This is a genomic window from Acinetobacter sp. LipI_15, assembly GCF_058242865.1.
This window is the reverse complement of the sequence record NZ_JBZAYN010000001.1, coordinates 2743942-2760851: the sequence shown is the minus strand read 5'-3', so window position 1 is coordinate 2760851 and position 16910 is coordinate 2743942. Positions and strand designations below refer to the sequence as shown.

Annotated in this window: 20 protein-coding genes; 10 read left to right on the top strand and 10 right to left on the bottom strand. The window is 42.2% G+C overall.

Annotated elements, in window-relative coordinates; genetic code table 11:
* Position 1 precedes the first annotated feature (1 nt).
* Positions 2-2296: a phosphoenolpyruvate--protein phosphotransferase gene (gene ptsP / locus AC4CU0_RS13070; RefSeq protein ID WP_180024480.1), complete on the bottom strand. Its 2295-nt coding sequence runs from the start codon at positions 2294-2296 to the stop codon at positions 2-4.
* Positions 2297-2373: 77 nt separating this feature from the next.
* Positions 2374-2853 (bottom strand): RNA pyrophosphohydrolase, encoded by a 480-nt coding sequence (locus AC4CU0_RS13065; RefSeq protein ID WP_078192761.1) that lies wholly within the window; start codon positions 2851-2853, stop codon positions 2374-2376.
* 181 nt (positions 2854-3034) lie between these two features.
* Between AC4CU0_RS13065 and AC4CU0_RS13060 the strand changes: the two genes are divergently transcribed.
* From AC4CU0_RS13060 to AC4CU0_RS13050, 3 genes are all read left to right on the top strand, one after another.
* The gene (locus tag AC4CU0_RS13060; protein ID WP_490743282.1) at positions 3035-3691 is read left to right on the top strand and encodes an HAD family hydrolase; all 657 of its coding nucleotides are present in this window, start codon (positions 3035-3037) and stop codon (positions 3689-3691) included.
* A gap of 92 nt (positions 3692-3783) precedes the next feature.
* A complete protein-coding gene (locus tag AC4CU0_RS13055) occupies positions 3784-4257 on the top strand; it encodes a DUF2628 domain-containing protein (protein WP_490743281.1) in 474 nt (157 codons plus the stop codon).
* A gap of 94 nt (positions 4258-4351) precedes the next feature.
* Entirely contained in the window at positions 4352-4594 is a 243-nt protein-coding gene (locus tag AC4CU0_RS13050) for a DUF2789 family protein (protein WP_078189726.1), read from the top strand.
* Between the two features lie 196 nt (positions 4595-4790).
* Here the strand turns inward: AC4CU0_RS13050 and AC4CU0_RS13045 are convergent, their stop codons facing one another.
* Complete coding sequence (locus AC4CU0_RS13045; protein ID WP_180084725.1) at positions 4791-5654, bottom strand: LysR family transcriptional regulator; 864 nt, start codon at positions 5652-5654, stop codon at positions 4791-4793.
* A 470-nt stretch (positions 5655-6124) separates the two neighbouring features.
* Here AC4CU0_RS13045 and AC4CU0_RS13040 point away from each other — a divergent pair, with 470 nt between their 5' ends.
* The gene (locus AC4CU0_RS13040) at positions 6125-6334 is read left to right on the top strand and encodes a hypothetical protein (protein ID WP_111884091.1); all 210 of its coding nucleotides are present in this window, start codon (positions 6125-6127) and stop codon (positions 6332-6334) included.
* Positions 6335-6463: 129 nt separating this feature from the next.
* On the opposite strand, the gene AC4CU0_RS13035 is transcribed toward AC4CU0_RS13040, so the two are convergent.
* Positions 6464-6700 (bottom strand): DUF2061 domain-containing protein, encoded by a 237-nt coding sequence (locus AC4CU0_RS13035; protein ID WP_180101442.1) that lies wholly within the window; start codon positions 6698-6700, stop codon positions 6464-6466.
* Between AC4CU0_RS13035 and AC4CU0_RS13030 the strand changes: the two genes are divergently transcribed.
* The 5 genes from AC4CU0_RS13030 to leuB all read left to right on the top strand — a co-directional run bounded on the left by AC4CU0_RS13030 (position 6699) and on the right by leuB (position 10974).
* A complete protein-coding gene (locus AC4CU0_RS13030; RefSeq protein ID WP_111884089.1) occupies positions 6699-6899 on the top strand; it encodes a hypothetical protein in 201 nt (66 codons plus the stop codon). The genes AC4CU0_RS13035 and AC4CU0_RS13030 overlap by 2 nt on opposite strands.
* A gap of 157 nt (positions 6900-7056) precedes the next feature.
* Positions 7057-8505: a 3-isopropylmalate dehydratase large subunit gene (leuC, locus tag AC4CU0_RS13025; protein WP_490743280.1), complete on the top strand. Its 1449-nt coding sequence runs from the start codon at positions 7057-7059 to the stop codon at positions 8503-8505.
* A gap of 24 nt (positions 8506-8529) precedes the next feature.
* Entirely contained in the window at positions 8530-9180 is a 651-nt protein-coding gene (gene leuD, locus AC4CU0_RS13020) for a 3-isopropylmalate dehydratase small subunit (RefSeq protein ID WP_249708087.1), read from the top strand.
* Between the two features lie 109 nt (positions 9181-9289).
* The gene (locus AC4CU0_RS13015) at positions 9290-9853 is read left to right on the top strand and encodes a hypothetical protein (protein WP_078189720.1); all 564 of its coding nucleotides are present in this window, start codon (positions 9290-9292) and stop codon (positions 9851-9853) included.
* A 41-nt stretch (positions 9854-9894) separates the two neighbouring features.
* Positions 9895-10974 (top strand): 3-isopropylmalate dehydrogenase, encoded by a 1080-nt coding sequence (leuB, locus tag AC4CU0_RS13010; protein WP_078189719.1) that lies wholly within the window; start codon positions 9895-9897, stop codon positions 10972-10974.
* A gap of 73 nt (positions 10975-11047) precedes the next feature.
* Here leuB and AC4CU0_RS13005 read toward each other — a convergent pair whose 3' ends face one another.
* The 3 genes from AC4CU0_RS13005 to infA all read right to left on the bottom strand — a co-directional run bounded on the left by AC4CU0_RS13005 (position 11048) and on the right by infA (position 12358).
* Positions 11048-11494 carry a hypothetical protein gene (locus AC4CU0_RS13005; protein ID WP_490743279.1) on the bottom strand — a complete coding sequence of 149 codons (447 nt, stop codon included), beginning with the start codon at positions 11492-11494 and terminating at the stop codon, positions 11048-11050.
* 114 nt (positions 11495-11608) lie between these two features.
* Positions 11609-11983, bottom strand: coding sequence for a hypothetical protein (locus AC4CU0_RS13000; RefSeq protein WP_490743278.1), 375 nt, complete (start codon positions 11981-11983; stop codon positions 11609-11611).
* A 153-nt stretch (positions 11984-12136) separates the two neighbouring features.
* Entirely contained in the window at positions 12137-12358 is a 222-nt protein-coding gene (gene infA, locus AC4CU0_RS12995; RefSeq protein WP_001284370.1) for a translation initiation factor IF-1, read from the bottom strand.
* A gap of 231 nt (positions 12359-12589) precedes the next feature.
* On the opposite strand from infA, the gene AC4CU0_RS12990 reads away from it, so the two are divergent.
* Positions 12590-13597: an AraC family transcriptional regulator gene (locus tag AC4CU0_RS12990; protein ID WP_078189717.1), complete on the top strand. Its 1008-nt coding sequence runs from the start codon at positions 12590-12592 to the stop codon at positions 13595-13597.
* 129 nt (positions 13598-13726) lie between these two features.
* Here the strand turns inward: AC4CU0_RS12990 and truA are convergent, their stop codons facing one another.
* The 3 genes from truA to AC4CU0_RS12975 are packed head-to-tail and all read right to left on the bottom strand — an operon-like array spanning position 13727 to position 16863.
* Positions 13727-14524: a tRNA pseudouridine(38-40) synthase TruA gene (gene truA, locus AC4CU0_RS12985; protein WP_078189716.1), complete on the bottom strand. Its 798-nt coding sequence runs from the start codon at positions 14522-14524 to the stop codon at positions 13727-13729.
* Positions 14525-14540: 16 nt separating this feature from the next.
* Positions 14541-15503, bottom strand: coding sequence for an asparaginase domain-containing protein (locus tag AC4CU0_RS12980; RefSeq protein ID WP_180106030.1), 963 nt, complete (start codon positions 15501-15503; stop codon positions 14541-14543).
* Between the two features lie 49 nt (positions 15504-15552).
* Positions 15553-16863 carry a fimbrial protein FimV gene (locus AC4CU0_RS12975; RefSeq protein ID WP_490743276.1) on the bottom strand — a complete coding sequence of 437 codons (1311 nt, stop codon included), beginning with the start codon at positions 16861-16863 and terminating at the stop codon, positions 15553-15555.
* Between the last annotated feature and the right edge of the window lie 47 nt (positions 16864-16910).

Sequence of the window (16910 nt, the reverse complement as noted above, 5' to 3'; positions counted from 1 at the left end):
TTTAACTGACTATTCGTGTCGCTGATTTCACCATATCACCTAGACCATGAGTCTTAAAGTAATACTCCATTAAGCTTTTCACCATCAGTGGATTATTCATGCTTAAGGCACGATCCAAGAGCTCTTTTGCATCTGGCATCGGCACATGGCAGATGGCTTTACGAACTTTCAGGATATTACTCGAACTCATCGATAGGGTATTAAAGCCCATTGCCATCAGTAAAATAGCGGTGAGTGGATCACCGGCCATTTCCCCGCAGATGCTGATCGGCTTGTCGTATTTATGACATTCTTGCACCAAGCGAGTCAGCGCACGAAGTACGGCTGGGTGTGAGTGTGAATAGACATTGGCAACCCGTGGGTTATTACGGTCAACCGCAAGTAAGTATTGGGTTAAATCGTTAGATCCGACCGAGAAGAAGTCAACCAATTCAGCAAACTCATCGATCTGTAACAGCACACTCGGCACTTCGACCATGATGCCGATTTTGGGTTTGGTAATCTTCACCTGTTCTTCTTCTTGCACCGCTTGCCAGTCACGATCGAGTAAATACAATGCTTCTTCCACTTCGCTGACACTGGTCACCATCGGCAGCAAAATATGCAAGTTGTTCAGGCCAATACTGGCTTTGAGCATGGCACGAATTTGGGCTGAAAAAATCTCAGGATGATCGAGGGTAAAGCGAATCCCACGCCAACCCAGAGCTGAGTTTTCTTCTTCAATCGAGAAATAAGGCAGGTCTTTATCTGCACCAATATCGAGGGTACGCATCACTACGGGTTTATTGGCAAAATGACTGAGCTGTTGACGATAAATCGCGCGCTGTTCTTCTTCACCTGGGAAGCGATCACGCAGCATAAATGGAATTTCAGAACGGTATAGACCGACACCTTTGGCGCCACGTTGTACACCGCGAACTACATCGATCATCAAGCCTGTATTTACAAACAATCGAACCGCGACGCCATCTGGCGTGATGGCATCTTTTGTTTCGTATTGTTTTAGGTCTTTGGCAATTTGCTCTTCTTCTTTTTGAATCTCTTTATAACGTGTGCGTAAGCGACGAGGTGGATTGATGAATACACGACCTTGATGTGCATCGACAATCATTTCGACATCATCGAGGGTGTTAATTGGCAGTTCAGTCACACCGACTACAGTTGGAATGCCGAGGGCACGCGCCACAATCACCATGTGTGAGTTCATGGCACCTTCAGTGGTCACAATCGCTGCGATTTTATCGACTGGGAGTTCAACCAAAGCAGCTGTAGAAATTTCCTCACCAATTAAAATACTTTCATCGGTGATTTCACGGTGACTGGCATCTGCTTCTTGCAAAAAGGCTAAGATACGACGCCCCAGATCTTTTAAGTCTGAGACACGCTCACGGAGATAGTCATCTTCCATCTGTGCAAAGAGCGCAATGTGTTTATCAATGACAATGCGAACAGCACCTTGTGCCCAGTTACCGTCGCGAATTTCACTTTTAATTTCCGCGGGGAGGGCATTGGCATCGAGCATCCGTAAGAACACGCTAAATAATGCCCGTTCTTCAGCCATGAGGGCATCTTGCATTTTTTCATCAAGCGACTGAATTTCTTGGCGAACTGCGTCTATGGCATTGTCGAGTAATTCGAGCTCCTCACTAATGTCATCGGCTTCACGATCAGGGACTGAAGCCAAGTCAGCAGGTGGATATAAGATGACTGCACGACCTAGAGCAATGCCGCCTGAACCTGAAATGCCTTGGAAGGTTTTATAGGCTGGGAGGTTGTTCGGTTTACGAAAGACTTCGATATTCCCGACGGCATGTGCATGGGCAATCACCCCTGAAAGTTGAGCGCATAGGGTCACGAGGAAGGATTCGGCAGCTTCGCTAAAGTCTTGAGGTTCTTTGTTTTGAACCACCAAGACACCCATAACTTTACGGCGATACATTACCGGAACACCGAGGAAGGAATTGTAAATTTCTTCCCCGGTTTCTGGCAGATACATAAAGCGTTCGTGTTTGGGAGCATTGTCTAAGTTGACGATTTCTTCACGTTGTCCAACTAAGCCGACCAAACCTTCACTGGTATGCAAAGAGACATGCCCAACGGCTTCAGGGTTTAAACCCTTAGAAGCCATCAGTAAATAACGATGGTTTCGTTCATCAAGCAAGTAGATTGAGCAGACATCCACATGCATGGCTTCTGCCACTTGATTGACCATTATGTCTAAAGATTCATGCAAACTGGCTGACGCATTAATCTCTTGGACTATGCGTCTTAATGTATCCAGCTGCATGTTCGACATCGTGTCTGCTCCAAAATTTATTCTGCTTTATTTATAACAACACTCATCCTAAAAATCTGCATCCATTCTGCAAATTTTTACGGCTTTTGTGGAAGCTGACTGCAAAGTTCCACCATGGCTTTACGATATACATCGCGTTTAAAATTCACCACTTGTCCTAGTGGGTACCAATAGCTGACCCATTGCCATTGATCAAACTCAGGTGGGTCTGACAAATCCAGCTGAATATGCTGTGCTGAAGCTGTCAGTTTCAATAAAAACCACTTTTGCTTTTGACCAATACAAACGGGGGCTGAATCGGTACGTATATACCGATGTGGCAAACGATAGCGCAACCACCCTTGGGTTTGTGCTATCACCTGGACGTGTTCGGGCAGTAAGCCAACTTCTTCTCTCAGCTCACGGTAAAGTGCCTGTTCGGGGGTTTCTCCATGTTGGATACCTCCTTGTGGAAATTGCCAGGCATTGTGACCAATGCGCTTTGCCCATAAAACTTGTCCAATGTCGTTTGCCAAAATGATCCCGACGTTGGGTCGGAAACCTTCTGAATCGATCATTTGGCTACCTAAATATTGTGTAATTTATGACTTTGCTCACGGGGACGTTTATTTCTGTGTCCATCTCGAAAAAGCAAAGTGTAAAAATGTTAAAATTGTTATGATCTTAACGAATTTCTATCGACTAGCGGAGATAGATTTACAATTTTTTTCTTAAATTTCAGCTTTTACGAGTATTTTCATGAAATTGGCACTGTTTGACCTTGATCACACCTTATTAAATACCGACTCAGACCATTCTTGGGGGGAGTTTTTGGTCAATGAAGGCTTGGTTGATCCAATTCGTCATCGTGCCATGAATGACAAATTTTATGATGATTATAAAAAAGGCCAGCTTGACCCGATTGCCTATAACGAATTTGTATTTGAGTTTTTAACCCAACATGATAATGCCTACTTAACTGAGTTACATCAGTTGTTTATGAAAAAAGTTATTCGTGCGCAAATGCGTCCAGAGGGCTATGCTGCCATTCAGCGCCATCAAGATGCAGGGCATCAATTGGTCGGGATCACCGCAACGTCTGATTTTATTACCGCACCGATTTTTCGTGAATTCGGCATTACTGAAATCATTGCGACCAATGCCGAAGTTGTGAATGGTAAATATACAGGTAAAGTAATTAATACTCCGTGCTATCAAAAGGGCAAATTAGTCCGTTTGAATCAATGGTTAGAAGGTCGTGATGTGACAGAATCTTGGGCCTATTCAGATTCGATTAATGACCGCTTCCTATTGGAATATGCCGATCATGCCTTTGCAATTAACCCAGATGATCGTTTAGAGGTCCTAGCAAAAGAACAAGGTTGGGACATTCAAGACTGGTCAATTCAAGCCTAAAGATGAACAGGAAAAAAAGCATCTTGAGATGCTTTTTTATTTGATGTTCTTTTGATTAACCCTCGACTCACTTATTTGAACTATCGCTCCGTATGCAGACAGAAGCTTCTTTTAAACATTTAATTCAAATCTTTATTGGGCCACGTGCTCAATCTTATTTAAATTTCATTGAACAACAAGGTGGACAGAACAATGGTCTGAGTTGGGCAGGGCTAATTTTTGGACCCTATTGGTTACTCTATCGAAAGATGTACCGCTATTTCTTCTTATTCTTTGCGGTTGGTTTTTTGATTAGCATGTTGGCACTCATCATCGGTGTGCCTGAACAAGTCTTGATGGGGCTGTCATTGATTCCTAACCTCATACTCGCTGGGATCGGAAAGCGGCTTTATAGCGATTTTGCTGTGCAAAAGACCAAAGCCTATATGCAGCAGCCGAAATATAGTGAACAGGTGTTTGCTGAAGAAGGAGGAGTGAACTGGGGGCTGCCTTTATTGTTGGTATTTATTCAATCTGTCGTGATGATTATGCTCAGTTTGCCTTTTATTCAATTTTCACCGCTATAGAATTCTGTAATTGAGTGCGTGTTCGTTCCGTGTTATATCCTTAAAACAGAAATTTTGTATCCATAAACAATAAGTTTTAACACGGAGAATGACAATGAGTGTACGTCCACGCATGACTCATCTATTTGAACAACTGGGTTTAGATTCGAGTGAAGACGCGATTGCTTTATTTATCGTGACGCATCAACTCAGTGCCCAAACTAAAATTACCGAAGCAGATTATTGGACAGATGCTCAGCGCCAGTTCTTGGCCGAAAAAATTAAGTCAGATGGTGAGTGGGCGATTATTGTCGATCAATTGAATGAATCATTACATGAAGATTCGTTGACGAAGTAAAACTGACGGGTCTGCCTTGGTATTTAATGGGATCGGCTGAAAAAGGTGATCCCATTTTTAATGCAAAAGAAATTTAAGCGACCATTCAACATATAGAAAATTATTCGCTTTTTCTAAATGCTTAAACAGATGAATATAAAAAGCCACCATAGCGGTGGCTTGATTAATAACTGAATTTTGTAGGCAAAAAAATGAATTAGATGTGTTTCATCAATTCAACCAGCTTTTGTGCAGCAAGTGACTGAGTACGGCCTGGGTGCCATACCATGCCCAATTGACGATTCATGTTTGAAGGTAAATTCAATTGTTTTAAATCTTGGTTCAATAATGTTTTAGGAAGGACTGACCAACCAAGACCAATGGAAACCAACATACGAATCGACTCAAGTGAGTTATTGCTCATGGTGACTTTGGGCTTGAGTCCATACTTTTCAAACTCAGCTAAGGTAATTTGACTGGTATAGGTTTGCGCCGCAGGCAATAGACTTGGGTATTGGATCAAATCTTCTAAGGTTAAATGCTCAACATGCGCCAAAGGATGGAAAGGTGCAACCACGAATACCAGTGGATCATTCCATGTCGTGATGTATTTTAAACGGCTGTCACCTTGTGGCGGTAAAGTTAAAAATGCCAATTCTAAGTCGCCAGCCAAAACTTGCTCATGGGCCTGTTCAGAATCAACAAAGTGTACATCTAAGGTTACTTCCGGAAACTGTTGCACATATTGACGCAAATGCGCTGGTAAATGGTGTAAGCCGATATGATGACTGGTACCAATTTTCAGTTTACCTTGAACCTGACCTTGCTCATGGCTGAGCGTATGGTGAATATCACCCAATTCATTCAGCCAGCTTTTCACTTTTGGCAAGAGAGAGTTTGCTGCATGCGTCGCTTGAACACCACGACCCGCGGATTCAAAAAGTTTGACACCGAAGTATTCTTCTAAACTGTGAATACGCTTGGTCACAGCAGGTTGCGTAATGAAGAGCTGATCTGCTGCCAAGGAGATCGAACCAGTTTCCATAACTTTTACAAAGGCTTCAAAGGCTGCGAGATTCATCTTCATTCCTATAAAGAATTTTTATGCGTAGTCTCATTGTTATAATATTTTAAGAATAAATCAAAGGAAAAGTTGTATCTTTTGATTTAAAACTAGGCGTTCAAGCCAGATGACGCGTTAAATCTGAGGGGGATTTTCCGAGTTCTATAGCGTTATTCGAGTGCTTGATTGTTGCATGATTCGAGATTGAGCTGTGACGTTTTCAGCTCAAATGCGCTGTTACAAAGTTGTTTTTTAAACAGAAACCACAGTTATGCATAATATAAAAAATATAGGGCTGAAAAGTATTTTTAACCGTTTGAATTAAAGAGGAGAGATGGCTTTTCTTTTTAACTCAGCTTTAAACTAGAACAAAAAATGAGTTCAAGTTTTGATGGCTTGGAGAACATACTTTTCAGTGAATAATTATAGCAACAGGTACAGTCAGGGCAGCATCTTTTAGCTATGTTTTATCTCACAGGGAGAAGGCGATGGATATTAAACACATTAAAAATTTATTGGATATTTTTGAAGGGACAGTCGAAAAGCGCTGTGCGATATATGAAATCGCAGATGATGAAGACGACGAAAACCGTGCAGCTGCTGAGTGTAATGCGGCAAAAAATAAACTGATTCTTGCGATAGAACAATTGGTTGAGGCGCATGAACAGCTGGCCTTACAGCAAAAAACCAAGCTTTGATGAGCTGTCTACATTTGAATCTATAGGATGAAATCGATAAAAAGTTAAAGTAGATGGAGTAAAAAAACGTTTAAAGGTCATAAAAAAAACCACCGTGATGGTGGTTTTTTTACAAGGAGCAGGGTTGGATTAAGCGGGGATATTTTCCTCTAAAGCTTTATCTTTCTTTTCCCAGACTTTTTCGTGGAAGAAAAAGGCAACCGCTTGAACAGTTGGTTCAAGTAAACTTAATGTAATAGCCATTGCAATACTGCCTGTCACGTAATAACCAACCAACATCGCAACCGTGATATGCATGATGTAATAGCTCAAGGTTTTTTTGAACATGCGCTGATTATTTTCGACGAACTTGTTAATGTGTGCCATGAAAATGCTCCTTGTTAAATTGATAAATCTTGGCAATGAGTTAATAATAATGATTCTTATTTGCAATGTAAAAGAGAAAATTCAATTTATGATCATTGAATTTTTAAATTACTGTTTAAAAATGGCAGAAAGTGAACAAAAAGTCGGAGAAAATTCTAAAGTTTCATCTACTGAAAGTATTGAAGTGAGCGTGTTTTAAACGCATTAATGGTCTTTAAAATGCAGCGGAAATCAGCAGTTAAATATCATTCCTATAAGTTTTTAAACTAATAAAAATGATAAATTAGATTTATGTGAATACGTGGTTATAATCGATTTAACGAAAGAATTTACCCAGTCCAGTGGAGCAAATCGACATGGCAGGCGAAACCCAAAAAGCGGAAACCCAAACAAAAAAAACCTTGTATGACAAATTGTGGGATGACCATCTAGTAAAACAACGAGATGATGGCTCTTCATTATTGTATATCGACCGTCATTTATTGCATGAAGTGACTTCTCCACAAGCCTTTGAAGGGCTACAACTTGCAGGTCGTAAACCATGGCGTTTAAGCGCTAACGTGGCAACGCCAGACCATAACGTACCTACGTCTACTAAGGAGCGTGCTGAAGGTATTGCGGGTATTGAAGATGATACCTCACGTATCCAAGTGCAAACTTTAGATGACAACTGTAAAACCTTTAATGTTGCCCAGTTTGATATCAACGATGTCCGTCAAGGGATTGCGCATGTGGTTGGGCCAGAACAAGGTTTAACCTTGCCAGGTATGACCGTGGTGTGTGGTGACTCACATACTGCAACGCATGGTGCTTTTGGTTGCTTGGCTCATGGTATTGGCACATCTGAAGTTGAACACGTGTTGGCGACTCAATGCTTAGTTCAAAAGAAAATGAAGAACATGTTGGTGCGTGTTGACGGTCACTTGGGTCAAGGCGTAACTCCTAAAGACGTGGTTTTAGCAATTATCGGTAAAATCGGTACGGCAGGTGGTACAGGTCACGCAATTGAGTTTGGTGGTCAAGTATTCCGTGATATGTCGATCGAAGGTCGTATGACGGTGTGTAACATGGCGATCGAAGGTGGCGCGCGCGTGGGTATGGTCGCTGTCGATGACAAAACCATTGCCTATGTGAAAGACCGTCCGTATGCACCGAAGGGCGAACAGTGGGATGCTGCAGTAGAATATTGGAATACTTTAGTGTCTGATGAAGGTGCGCATTTTGATACTGTTGTGGTGTTGCAAGGTGAAGAGATTGAGCCACAAGTGTCTTGGGGGACTTCTCCTGAGATGGTGATTCCTGTATCTCAAGCAGTGCCAACTTTAGAACAAGCCAAAGATGACGTACAGCGTAATGACTGGACACGTGCGTACAATTATATGGGCTTAGAAGCGGGTCAAGCTTTGGCAGATATTCAATTAGACCGTGTATTCATTGGTTCATGTACCAACTCACGCATCGAAGATATTCGTGCAGCGGCTGAAGTAGCCAAAGGCAAAAAAGTGGCGGCATCGATTAAGCAAGCCATGGTGGTTCCGGGTTCAGGTTTAGTCAAAGCACAAGCAGAAGCAGAAGGCTTAGATAAAATCTTAATTGAAGCAGGCTTTGAATGGCGTGAGCCGGGTTGCTCAATGTGCTTGGCAATGAATGCTGACAAATTGCAACCGGGTGAGCACTGTGCATCGACGTCTAACCGTAACTTCGAAGGTCGTCAAGGTAATGGTGGTCGTACGCATTTGGTGAGTCCAGCAATGGCAGCAGCTGCGGCAATCGCTGGTCACTTCGTTGACGTTCGTACCTTCTAATCAGGGCTAATAGGAGCAAATCGCATGAAAAAATATACCGTTGAACAAGGTATCGTTGCACCATTAGACCGTGCCAATGTGGATACAGATTTAATTATTCCAAAACAATTTTTGAAATCTATTAAGCGTACAGGCTTTGGTGCCAACTTATTTGATGAGTTGCGCTATTTGGATGAAGGCTATTTAGGTCAGGACATTTCAAAACGTCCAATTAACCCCGATTTCGAATTGAACAAACCACGTTATCAAGGTGCGTCGATTTTGATCTCTCGTGCAAACTTTGGTTGTGGTTCGAGCCGTGAGCATGCGCCTTGGGCATTAGAAGAATATGGTTTCCGTACCGTCATTGCACCAAGCTATGCGGACATTTTCTTTAATAACAGCTTTAAAAATGGCATGTTGCCAGTGATCTTGTCTGAAGAGATCGTCGATCAGTTGTTTAAAGAATGTGCTGCATCTGAAGGCTATCAATTAACCATTGATTTGGCTGCGCAAGAAGTGCGTACACCGAGTGGTGAAGCATTTACATTTGAAGTCGATCCATTCCGTAAACACTGCTTATTGAATGGCTTGGATGATATCGGTTTAACTTTACAAGCAGCCGATGAGATCCGTGCTTATGAAGAAAAAACCAAAGCATCTCGCCCTTGGGTATTTGCAGACATTAAAGCTTAAGTCAGTGTCACTGTAGAACTTCTTAGTAGTCAGTCGGCTTAAGTCTTGTTAATATCAGGCGAAACAAAATTTATACGTTAGCCAGAATTTATCAGGTTGGGTTCGAAAAATGAAAAAGTTCTTCGGTCAGCTGGTTGTAACGGGAGCGCTGTTTGCAACGCTCTCTGCCTGTCAAAGCTTTGACACGGCACGCATTAAAAATGTGAAGGAAACTGAAAGTACAAAAAATAATGCTTTGATTTACTGTGCAGGTACAGCGCACTGTGAATTTGAGCGTTTTGATCAAATACAAGTGGTTGATCCAAATAATCAACATGTACAACGTGCTGCGATTAAAGCAGGTATTGTACGGTTGAATGGTCGTTCATTGTCTGAGCCTAATCCTTTGTATTTGTCCGTACCTTCAGGTCAGCATGAAGTCGTGATTCGCTATTATCCTATTTCTCAGGAAAAAGCAGAGCGCTTGCATGTCATTCACAACTTTAGGTCCAAACACGAGTACACCTTTAAAATGTACCGTGAGCGTTCAAAAAACAGAGGCAGTTTACTAGATAAATCTGCGCCTGATCCGCTCTGTGTAGACTTAAAGCAAGGTGCAAAAACGATTCGACGTTTCTGCCGACCGTACAATGTCCTCACAGGACTTGGTGAGTTTGTAGAAAAGAAACTTTAAATCTGACTGGTAATCAAGCCAGCGTATAAATGGAAAGACTCATGTCAAAACATATTTTGATTTTACCAGGTGATGGTATTGGTCCTGAAATCGTGAAAGCGGCTGAACAAGTGCTGACACGTGTAAACGAGAAATTCAACTTAGGTTTGACTTGGGAACAAGGTCTTTTAGGTGGTGCAGCGATCGATGCGCACGGTTCACCTTATCCAGATGTAACAGCAGCACAAGCGAAGACTGCTGATGCGATTTTATTGGGTGCAGTGGGTGGTCCTAAGTGGGATACCATTGAGCGTTCAATTCGTCCAGAACGTGGCCTATTAAAAATTCGTTCAGAATTAAATTTATTTGCCAATTTACGTCCAGCAATTCTTTATCCGCAGCTTGCAGATGCGTCGAGCTTAAAACCTGAAATCGTAGCAGGTTTGGATATTTTGATCGTACGTGAGTTAACTGGCGGGATCTATTTCGGTCAACCACGTGGTATTCGTGAACTCGAAAACGGCGAAAAACAAGGTTTCAATACTGACGTATATGCTGAATCTGAAATCAAGCGTATTGCCAAAGTTGCTTTTGAAATGGCGAACTTACGTGGTGGTAAAGTGTGTTCAGTTGATAAAGCCAACGTACTAGAAGTGACTGAGCTTTGGAAACAAACTGTAACTGCGTTAAAAGAAGAGCAGTATCCTGAAATTAACTTGTCTCATATGTATGTTGACAATGCTGCCATGCAATTGGTCCGTGCGCCAAAACAGTTTGATGTAATCGTGACAGGTAACTTGTTCGGCGATATCTTGTCTGATGAAGCGGCGATGTTAACCGGTTCTATCGGCATGTTGCCATCGGCTTCTTTAGATGAGAATGGTAAAGGTATGTATGAGCCTTGCCACGGTTCAGCGCCAGACATCGCAGGTCAAAACATTGCGAACCCATTAGCTACAATTCTGTCTGTTGCTATGATGCTACGTTATACCTTCCGTGAAGAAGCGGCGGCAAAAGCGATTGAAGATGCAGTAGGTAATGTCTTAGATCAAGGTTTACGTACAGGTGACATCATGTCAGAAGGCAGTACTCAAGTCGGTACTGTTGAAATGGGTCAAGCTGTAGTTTCTGCATTGAACTAATGGCGAATCAAAAAACGCAGCGTTTATGCTGCGTTTTTTGTGCCTAGAAATTATCAATCCTAGAATTGATGAGCTAACAGGTGCGACCAGTTAATCGGACATCAGTTGCAATATTATGCTTTATGCGAAATTGAATAAGGCAGTTTAACTCAACCTCATAGCGTGTATTTCCACTGGGAATCGGCACAGCAGCGCCGCTGCCCATGCGCATCGCAGGATTTTCCGCCATCGGTAAAGGAATACTGATCGGGCGTGTAACACGATAACGAAGGTAGTCTGAACTGACCTCTACGGGAGAGGTTCTTTGATAGCCGAGTTTGCTGAGATTAAGTTCTGCTTGAATCGTTTGGCTCGATTGACCAATAAATGAGGCTAAATAGCGTTCACGTTCAACGGAGGATATCGTTGATGTCGTGGTACAACCAGCCAACCATACAATGCTTAGAACGCATCCCATGCTCAATGTGGGGTGAATAAAATGGTGATCTTCGTAAACCTGATGTTCCAAAATAAATTTCATGGATCAGCTCCTCACGAAATAAATTCAGTTTAGTCAGATTGGTCTGTATAACACTGTAGTCATTTGATACACGGTCATCCGAGCAGGATTAGCCCCTAGTATTCAAATACAGGATCAACAAGCTTTACCGACATAGTCAATGGATTCAACGATTTGGTTGCGTAATTTGAACTCGATTTTACATTCCATATCGACAGTGACACCACCTTTAGACGGCGTTGGGATAGGGGCGCCCATGGCTATACTGGTGCCGATATTTGGTGTACCAATCGGGATTGGTATCGAGCGTAAAATGGTATAGCTGAGTTTTTCATTGCTTTGTACGGGTGCTCCCATCACTTTATAGCCCAATTGACTCAAGTTGAGCTCTTTACGAACTTGATCAGCTGGCTGTCCAATATAGTGTTGTAGGGATTGATTGAGTTGCTTTTGGCCTGTCGTGGCGCAAGCCACACAAAAGATAGCTCCGACTAATCCTAGATGTTTCATATGATTTTATGTCCTTATATTTTGAATTTTATAATCGAATTTTTATGTTTTTAGACTGTAAAGGAAAGCAAATTTGCAGTCAATTTTTATCATTGCATTGAAATAAATACAAAAAAAGCCACTGATAAAGTGGCTTTTTCGCTTCGCTAAAACTTAGCGCGCACGGTAAGTGATACGACCCTTAGTCAAATCATAAGGTGTCATTTCTACTTTAACACTGTCGCCAGTCAAAATACGGATATAGTGTTTACGCATTTTGCCAGAGATGTGAGCAATCACTTCATGACCGTTTTCTAAACGTACACGGAACATAGTATTAGGAAGCGTCTCGGTGACAACGCCTTCGAACTCGATGAGTTCCTCTTTATTGGCCATAGCCTACCTGAATGAATAAATTAGCAAGGCGCAAATTATAGTCAATTTTTTTTCAGAATACAAGCCGTAAAAGGCTTTGAACTGATCGACTGTCAGTAAAATAAGCGAACAATTCAGTTAAATATTTTCAACAAAAAATGTGCAGTAACAGTTGTCAGTTTGGTCAATCGCAGTTAATCTAAAATCAATCTTTTTAGGTATAAATGAAGTACATACAAGGAAGGTTCTGGAGTGGGTCAGCTAACTGATGCATCTGTTGTGTTGCGTTTAGGGTATCAAGCGATTCGTCGTGCCGGATTGCCAACAGAAGAAATTTTAACAAAAGCGGGTGTGGCATTAAATCAGGTTGAAACCAATGACCGTACCCCATTGAATGCGCAATTTGCTTTCTGGGTGGCTGCAGAAGAAGTCAGTAAGGATCCTGATATTGGTTTGCATCTGGGAGAGCATTTGCCTTTATATCGAGGGCAGGTGATTGAACACTTATTTATTTCATCTGAGAATTTCGGTGAAGGTTTAAAGCGGGCTTTGGCCTATCAACGCCTAATTAGCGATGCCTTTCATGCACAATTGGTGATTGAAGATGACCGCTGCTATTTGACCAATGGTCATCAGCCTTGGGCAGAAAATATCGTGAATCGTCATTTTTCTGAATGCGCGATGTCCGGTGTTTTGCGTTTCTTTAAGTTTATTACTGAAGGGCGTTTTCAGCCGATTTATATCGACTTTAACTTTAGTCAGGGCGCGCCAGATGATGAGTATTTCCGTGTTTATGAATGTCCTGTGAGCTTAGGGCAGAAAGAAACCCGATTGTATTTTGATCCGGCTATTTTAGAGTATCAATTGTGGCAGGCAGAACCTGAGTTATTACAATTGCATGAGCAGTTGGCGATTGAAAAGCTTCAGGAGTTGGCGCGTTATGATTTGGTCGGTGAAGTTCGCCGTGCTATTGGTTCAACGCTTGAAAGCGGTGAAACCACACTCGAAACGGTCGCTGCGCAGCTCAACATTACTCCGCGTCGTTTACGGACTCAGTTGTCAGAAGCCAATACCAGTTTTCAGCAAATTTTGTCAGACTATCGCTGTCGTTTGGCTAAAAAATTATTGGCCAATACCAATGAAAGTGTGGAGCGCATTGTGTACTTAACGGGTTTTTCTGAGCCAAGTACGTTCTATCGCGCATTTAAACGCTGGACCAATGAAACGCCTGTGGAATATCGTAAGCGGAAGCAGCGTTAAGGTTGATCTTCGATAAAATCCTTCCCTAAACAGAATCCCCCTTTTTCAAAGGGGGATTTTCATCTTTAGAATCTGGCAATGGCGGAAATGAAACACCCTCTCTGTGAAAGTGAGGTTGGGAGGGATTGTTTATTCAGGCATATTTAGCCAATGTGGTCCTAACGGAACTTGAGGAAGTTCAAACTGAGCTGGATAGTCTGCATGGATAAAATATAGTCCATCGGGTGGTGCGGTGACACCTGCTGCTTTTCGGTCTTCAGCAGCAAAAATATCGTCAATATGGTCAACGTCATACATACCTTGCCCAATTTCCAACAAACAGCCCATGATGTTACGCACCATGTGATGTAAAAAACCATCGGCCTGAATATCTAGGACCAAGTAGCATCCGTGTTGGATCAGACGGCAATGGCTGACATGACGAACAGGCTGATTGGACTGACAGGCTGCGGCACGGAAGCTTTCGAAATTATGAGTGCCTTCAAATTTGGCCGCAGCACGTTGCATTTTCAGCACATCTAGCTTGGCATAAACATGGGTCACTTGCTTGTGCAGTAAAGCTGGACGTTGTGGATTGTTATAGACCACATAGCGATAACGACGTGCTTGCGCTTTAAAGCGGGCATGGAAGTCCTGATCCATTTCCTTAATCCATTGGATGGAGATATCACGGGGTAATTGGCTATTGCTGCCCATTAACCATCCGCGAATGGGGCGAATCGCCTGAGTATCGAAATGTGCCACCATATTGGTTGCATGGACGCCGGCATCTGTTCGGCCAGCGCCATGCAACATGATCGGCTCATTGGCTACTTTACTGAGGACGGTTTCAATGGTTTCTTGCACGCTTGGTACGCCCGGTTGCTGAGTTTGCCAGCCCTTGTATTGCATGCCACAAAACTCAATCCCAATCGCAAAACGTTGCATAGTTACCTCAAATGACTTAATCGTTCCAATGCGCAGTCCAGTCTGCGGCACTACCGTATTGTAAATACATTTTCAAGCATTTGGCATAAAGATCTGCATGACCCAAACAATTGCTTAGTAATATTCCACTGTCTTTAACCCAGTCACTCACAGCATAGCGTTGATCTATACCGCCATGAACAACCTGTGTACTTAAAATAATTTTGCAATTTTTTTGTTGTATAGCCTTCAATACATTGAGTAACTCAGCATCAACGGCAATGTTGCCTGTGCCAAAACCTTGCAGAATTAAAACATCTGGCGTGTGTGTAAGCAGGGCGGCTAAATTTTGACTGTGTAGATCAGTTGTTATCGGTTGCCACATCCAATTCAGGCAATTGAAATGAGCCGCTTTGTCTAAATCATTGACTTGAACAATATAAGGCGATGTCAGCATTGAAAGTGGCTGTGTGGCTGGCAGCCCATCAAAGGCTTTCAGATCGGTTGTATGTACTTTTAGTGCGGACTGAGCATGCATCAGTTGATGATGAAAGGCCAAATAAACCCCAACACTCGATTGGTGTACCGATTCCAATGCAAAATTTAAATTGTCGATGGCATCGGTAAATTCACGGGTGTTGTCACCAGCCACATTAAACAGCGGATATTGGCTGCCTGTAAGCACGACATGTGCAGATTGACCTATAAAATGGGCCAATACAGCACTTGCGTAACTTAAAGTGTCAGTACCATGAATGACGACAAAATGTTGGAATTGTTGTAATTGTAAACTTTGAATTTGTTGGATCAGTGCCAGCCAGTCGGGTGCAGTACAAGCACTACTGTCACGAATGACAGGTGCGACAAAACATTCAATGTTTAGGTGTAGTGGCAGCACATGCTGTAATTTAGGTAAAAAAGCATTCGCTGGCATGGGGCTTAAAGGCTCACCGATACAACCGAAGGTACCACCCATATAGATAAGAGCAATTTTTTTCATCATAAAAAAAGCAGCCTTGAAAGACTGCTTTAGTTTAAATCGCTTTTGCTTAAGATGCGATTTGATTCAGTAACTGATCTGCTTGTTGACGCTGAGCTGAAGAAAACTCAGCCTCTTTTTCAGTTAAAATTTCACGTGCAGCGTCATAAGCACCTAGTTTGATGTATTGCGCTGCCAATTCAAGATTCAATTCAATTTCATTGACTTCAACCAGTTCAGGGAAAGATTGAACCAATGGATCTTTTTGGTCTGTAGCAGATGGGGTTGACGGTGTGCCTAAACCGCTAATGTCAAAACTCACACCACTTGATGCAGGTACGGCAGGTTTCTCTTCAGGCGTAGACTCTAAGTTAAACTCAGTTGCAGGAGCGACAACCGCTTCTTCTGTTTTTGCTGTTTCGAAAGCACCTAAGTCAAAGTTTAAGGTTGGAGCTTCAACTTTGTTTTCTTCTACCACTGGTGTTTCTGTTGTAAATGAAAAATCTAAAGGCTCGATTTTATCTTCTACAGTTTGTGTTTTGGTTTCAGCCACAGCTTCAGTGCTTGGGGCAAAGTCCATTGCAAAATCAATCGGTTTGATTTCTTCAACGGCAGGAGATGGCTGAGCAATCTCTTCGGTTTTCGGTGTCGCTTCAAGTGCAGGTTCTGGTGAAATTGAAAGCGTATCAAATTCAAGCGGCTGTATTTTTTCAGCAGGAGCACTTTCAACTGGGGTAGAAATGTCTGCTTTTGCAGGCGTTTCAGTGGTGAAATTAAAATCTAGTGGTTTAATTTCGGCTGCTTTGGGCTCAACAGGTGCAGCAGTTGAACTTTGCATTAAAGCATCAAAATCAGAGGTATTTTGAGCTTTTGATGGAACCTCTTCAGTGATCGGTGATACAAAGTTAATGGCATCATCTTTCACATTTTGAGAATTTTCAAACTCTACTTTTTTTGCTTCAGCTTGTTCTAAAATTTCATCGAGTTCAAGTGAACGAATATGGCTCAGCAATTGGCTGATGGCAAATTCGTCTTTTTGTAAAATGTGAATATCTAATAGATATAGGTATAACTCATGTTGTGAGTTGTCACGTTTTAACGATTGATTGATTTGTGCTTCAGCAGAAAAGAAATTACGTTCTGCAATTAATTTTTCAATTTTGCCACGAGCTTCTGTCGTTAATGGTGTCATTGATTTTTTTTCAATGACACTGCTTTCAACTACTTGAGTTTTCTTCGGAGTCGCTTTGGCCGAAACACCCGTTTTCTTGGTTTTAGTGGATGTTGGTTTGGCTTTATCTGATTCTTGACCTTTTTGGCGTTTGTTTAAAAAAACCAATACGATCACTAAGATCACTAATGGAATCACATAAATCAGCATGTTTTAACCCCTTGGAGATAGAGCGATATAAAGTTGCACTCATCCCT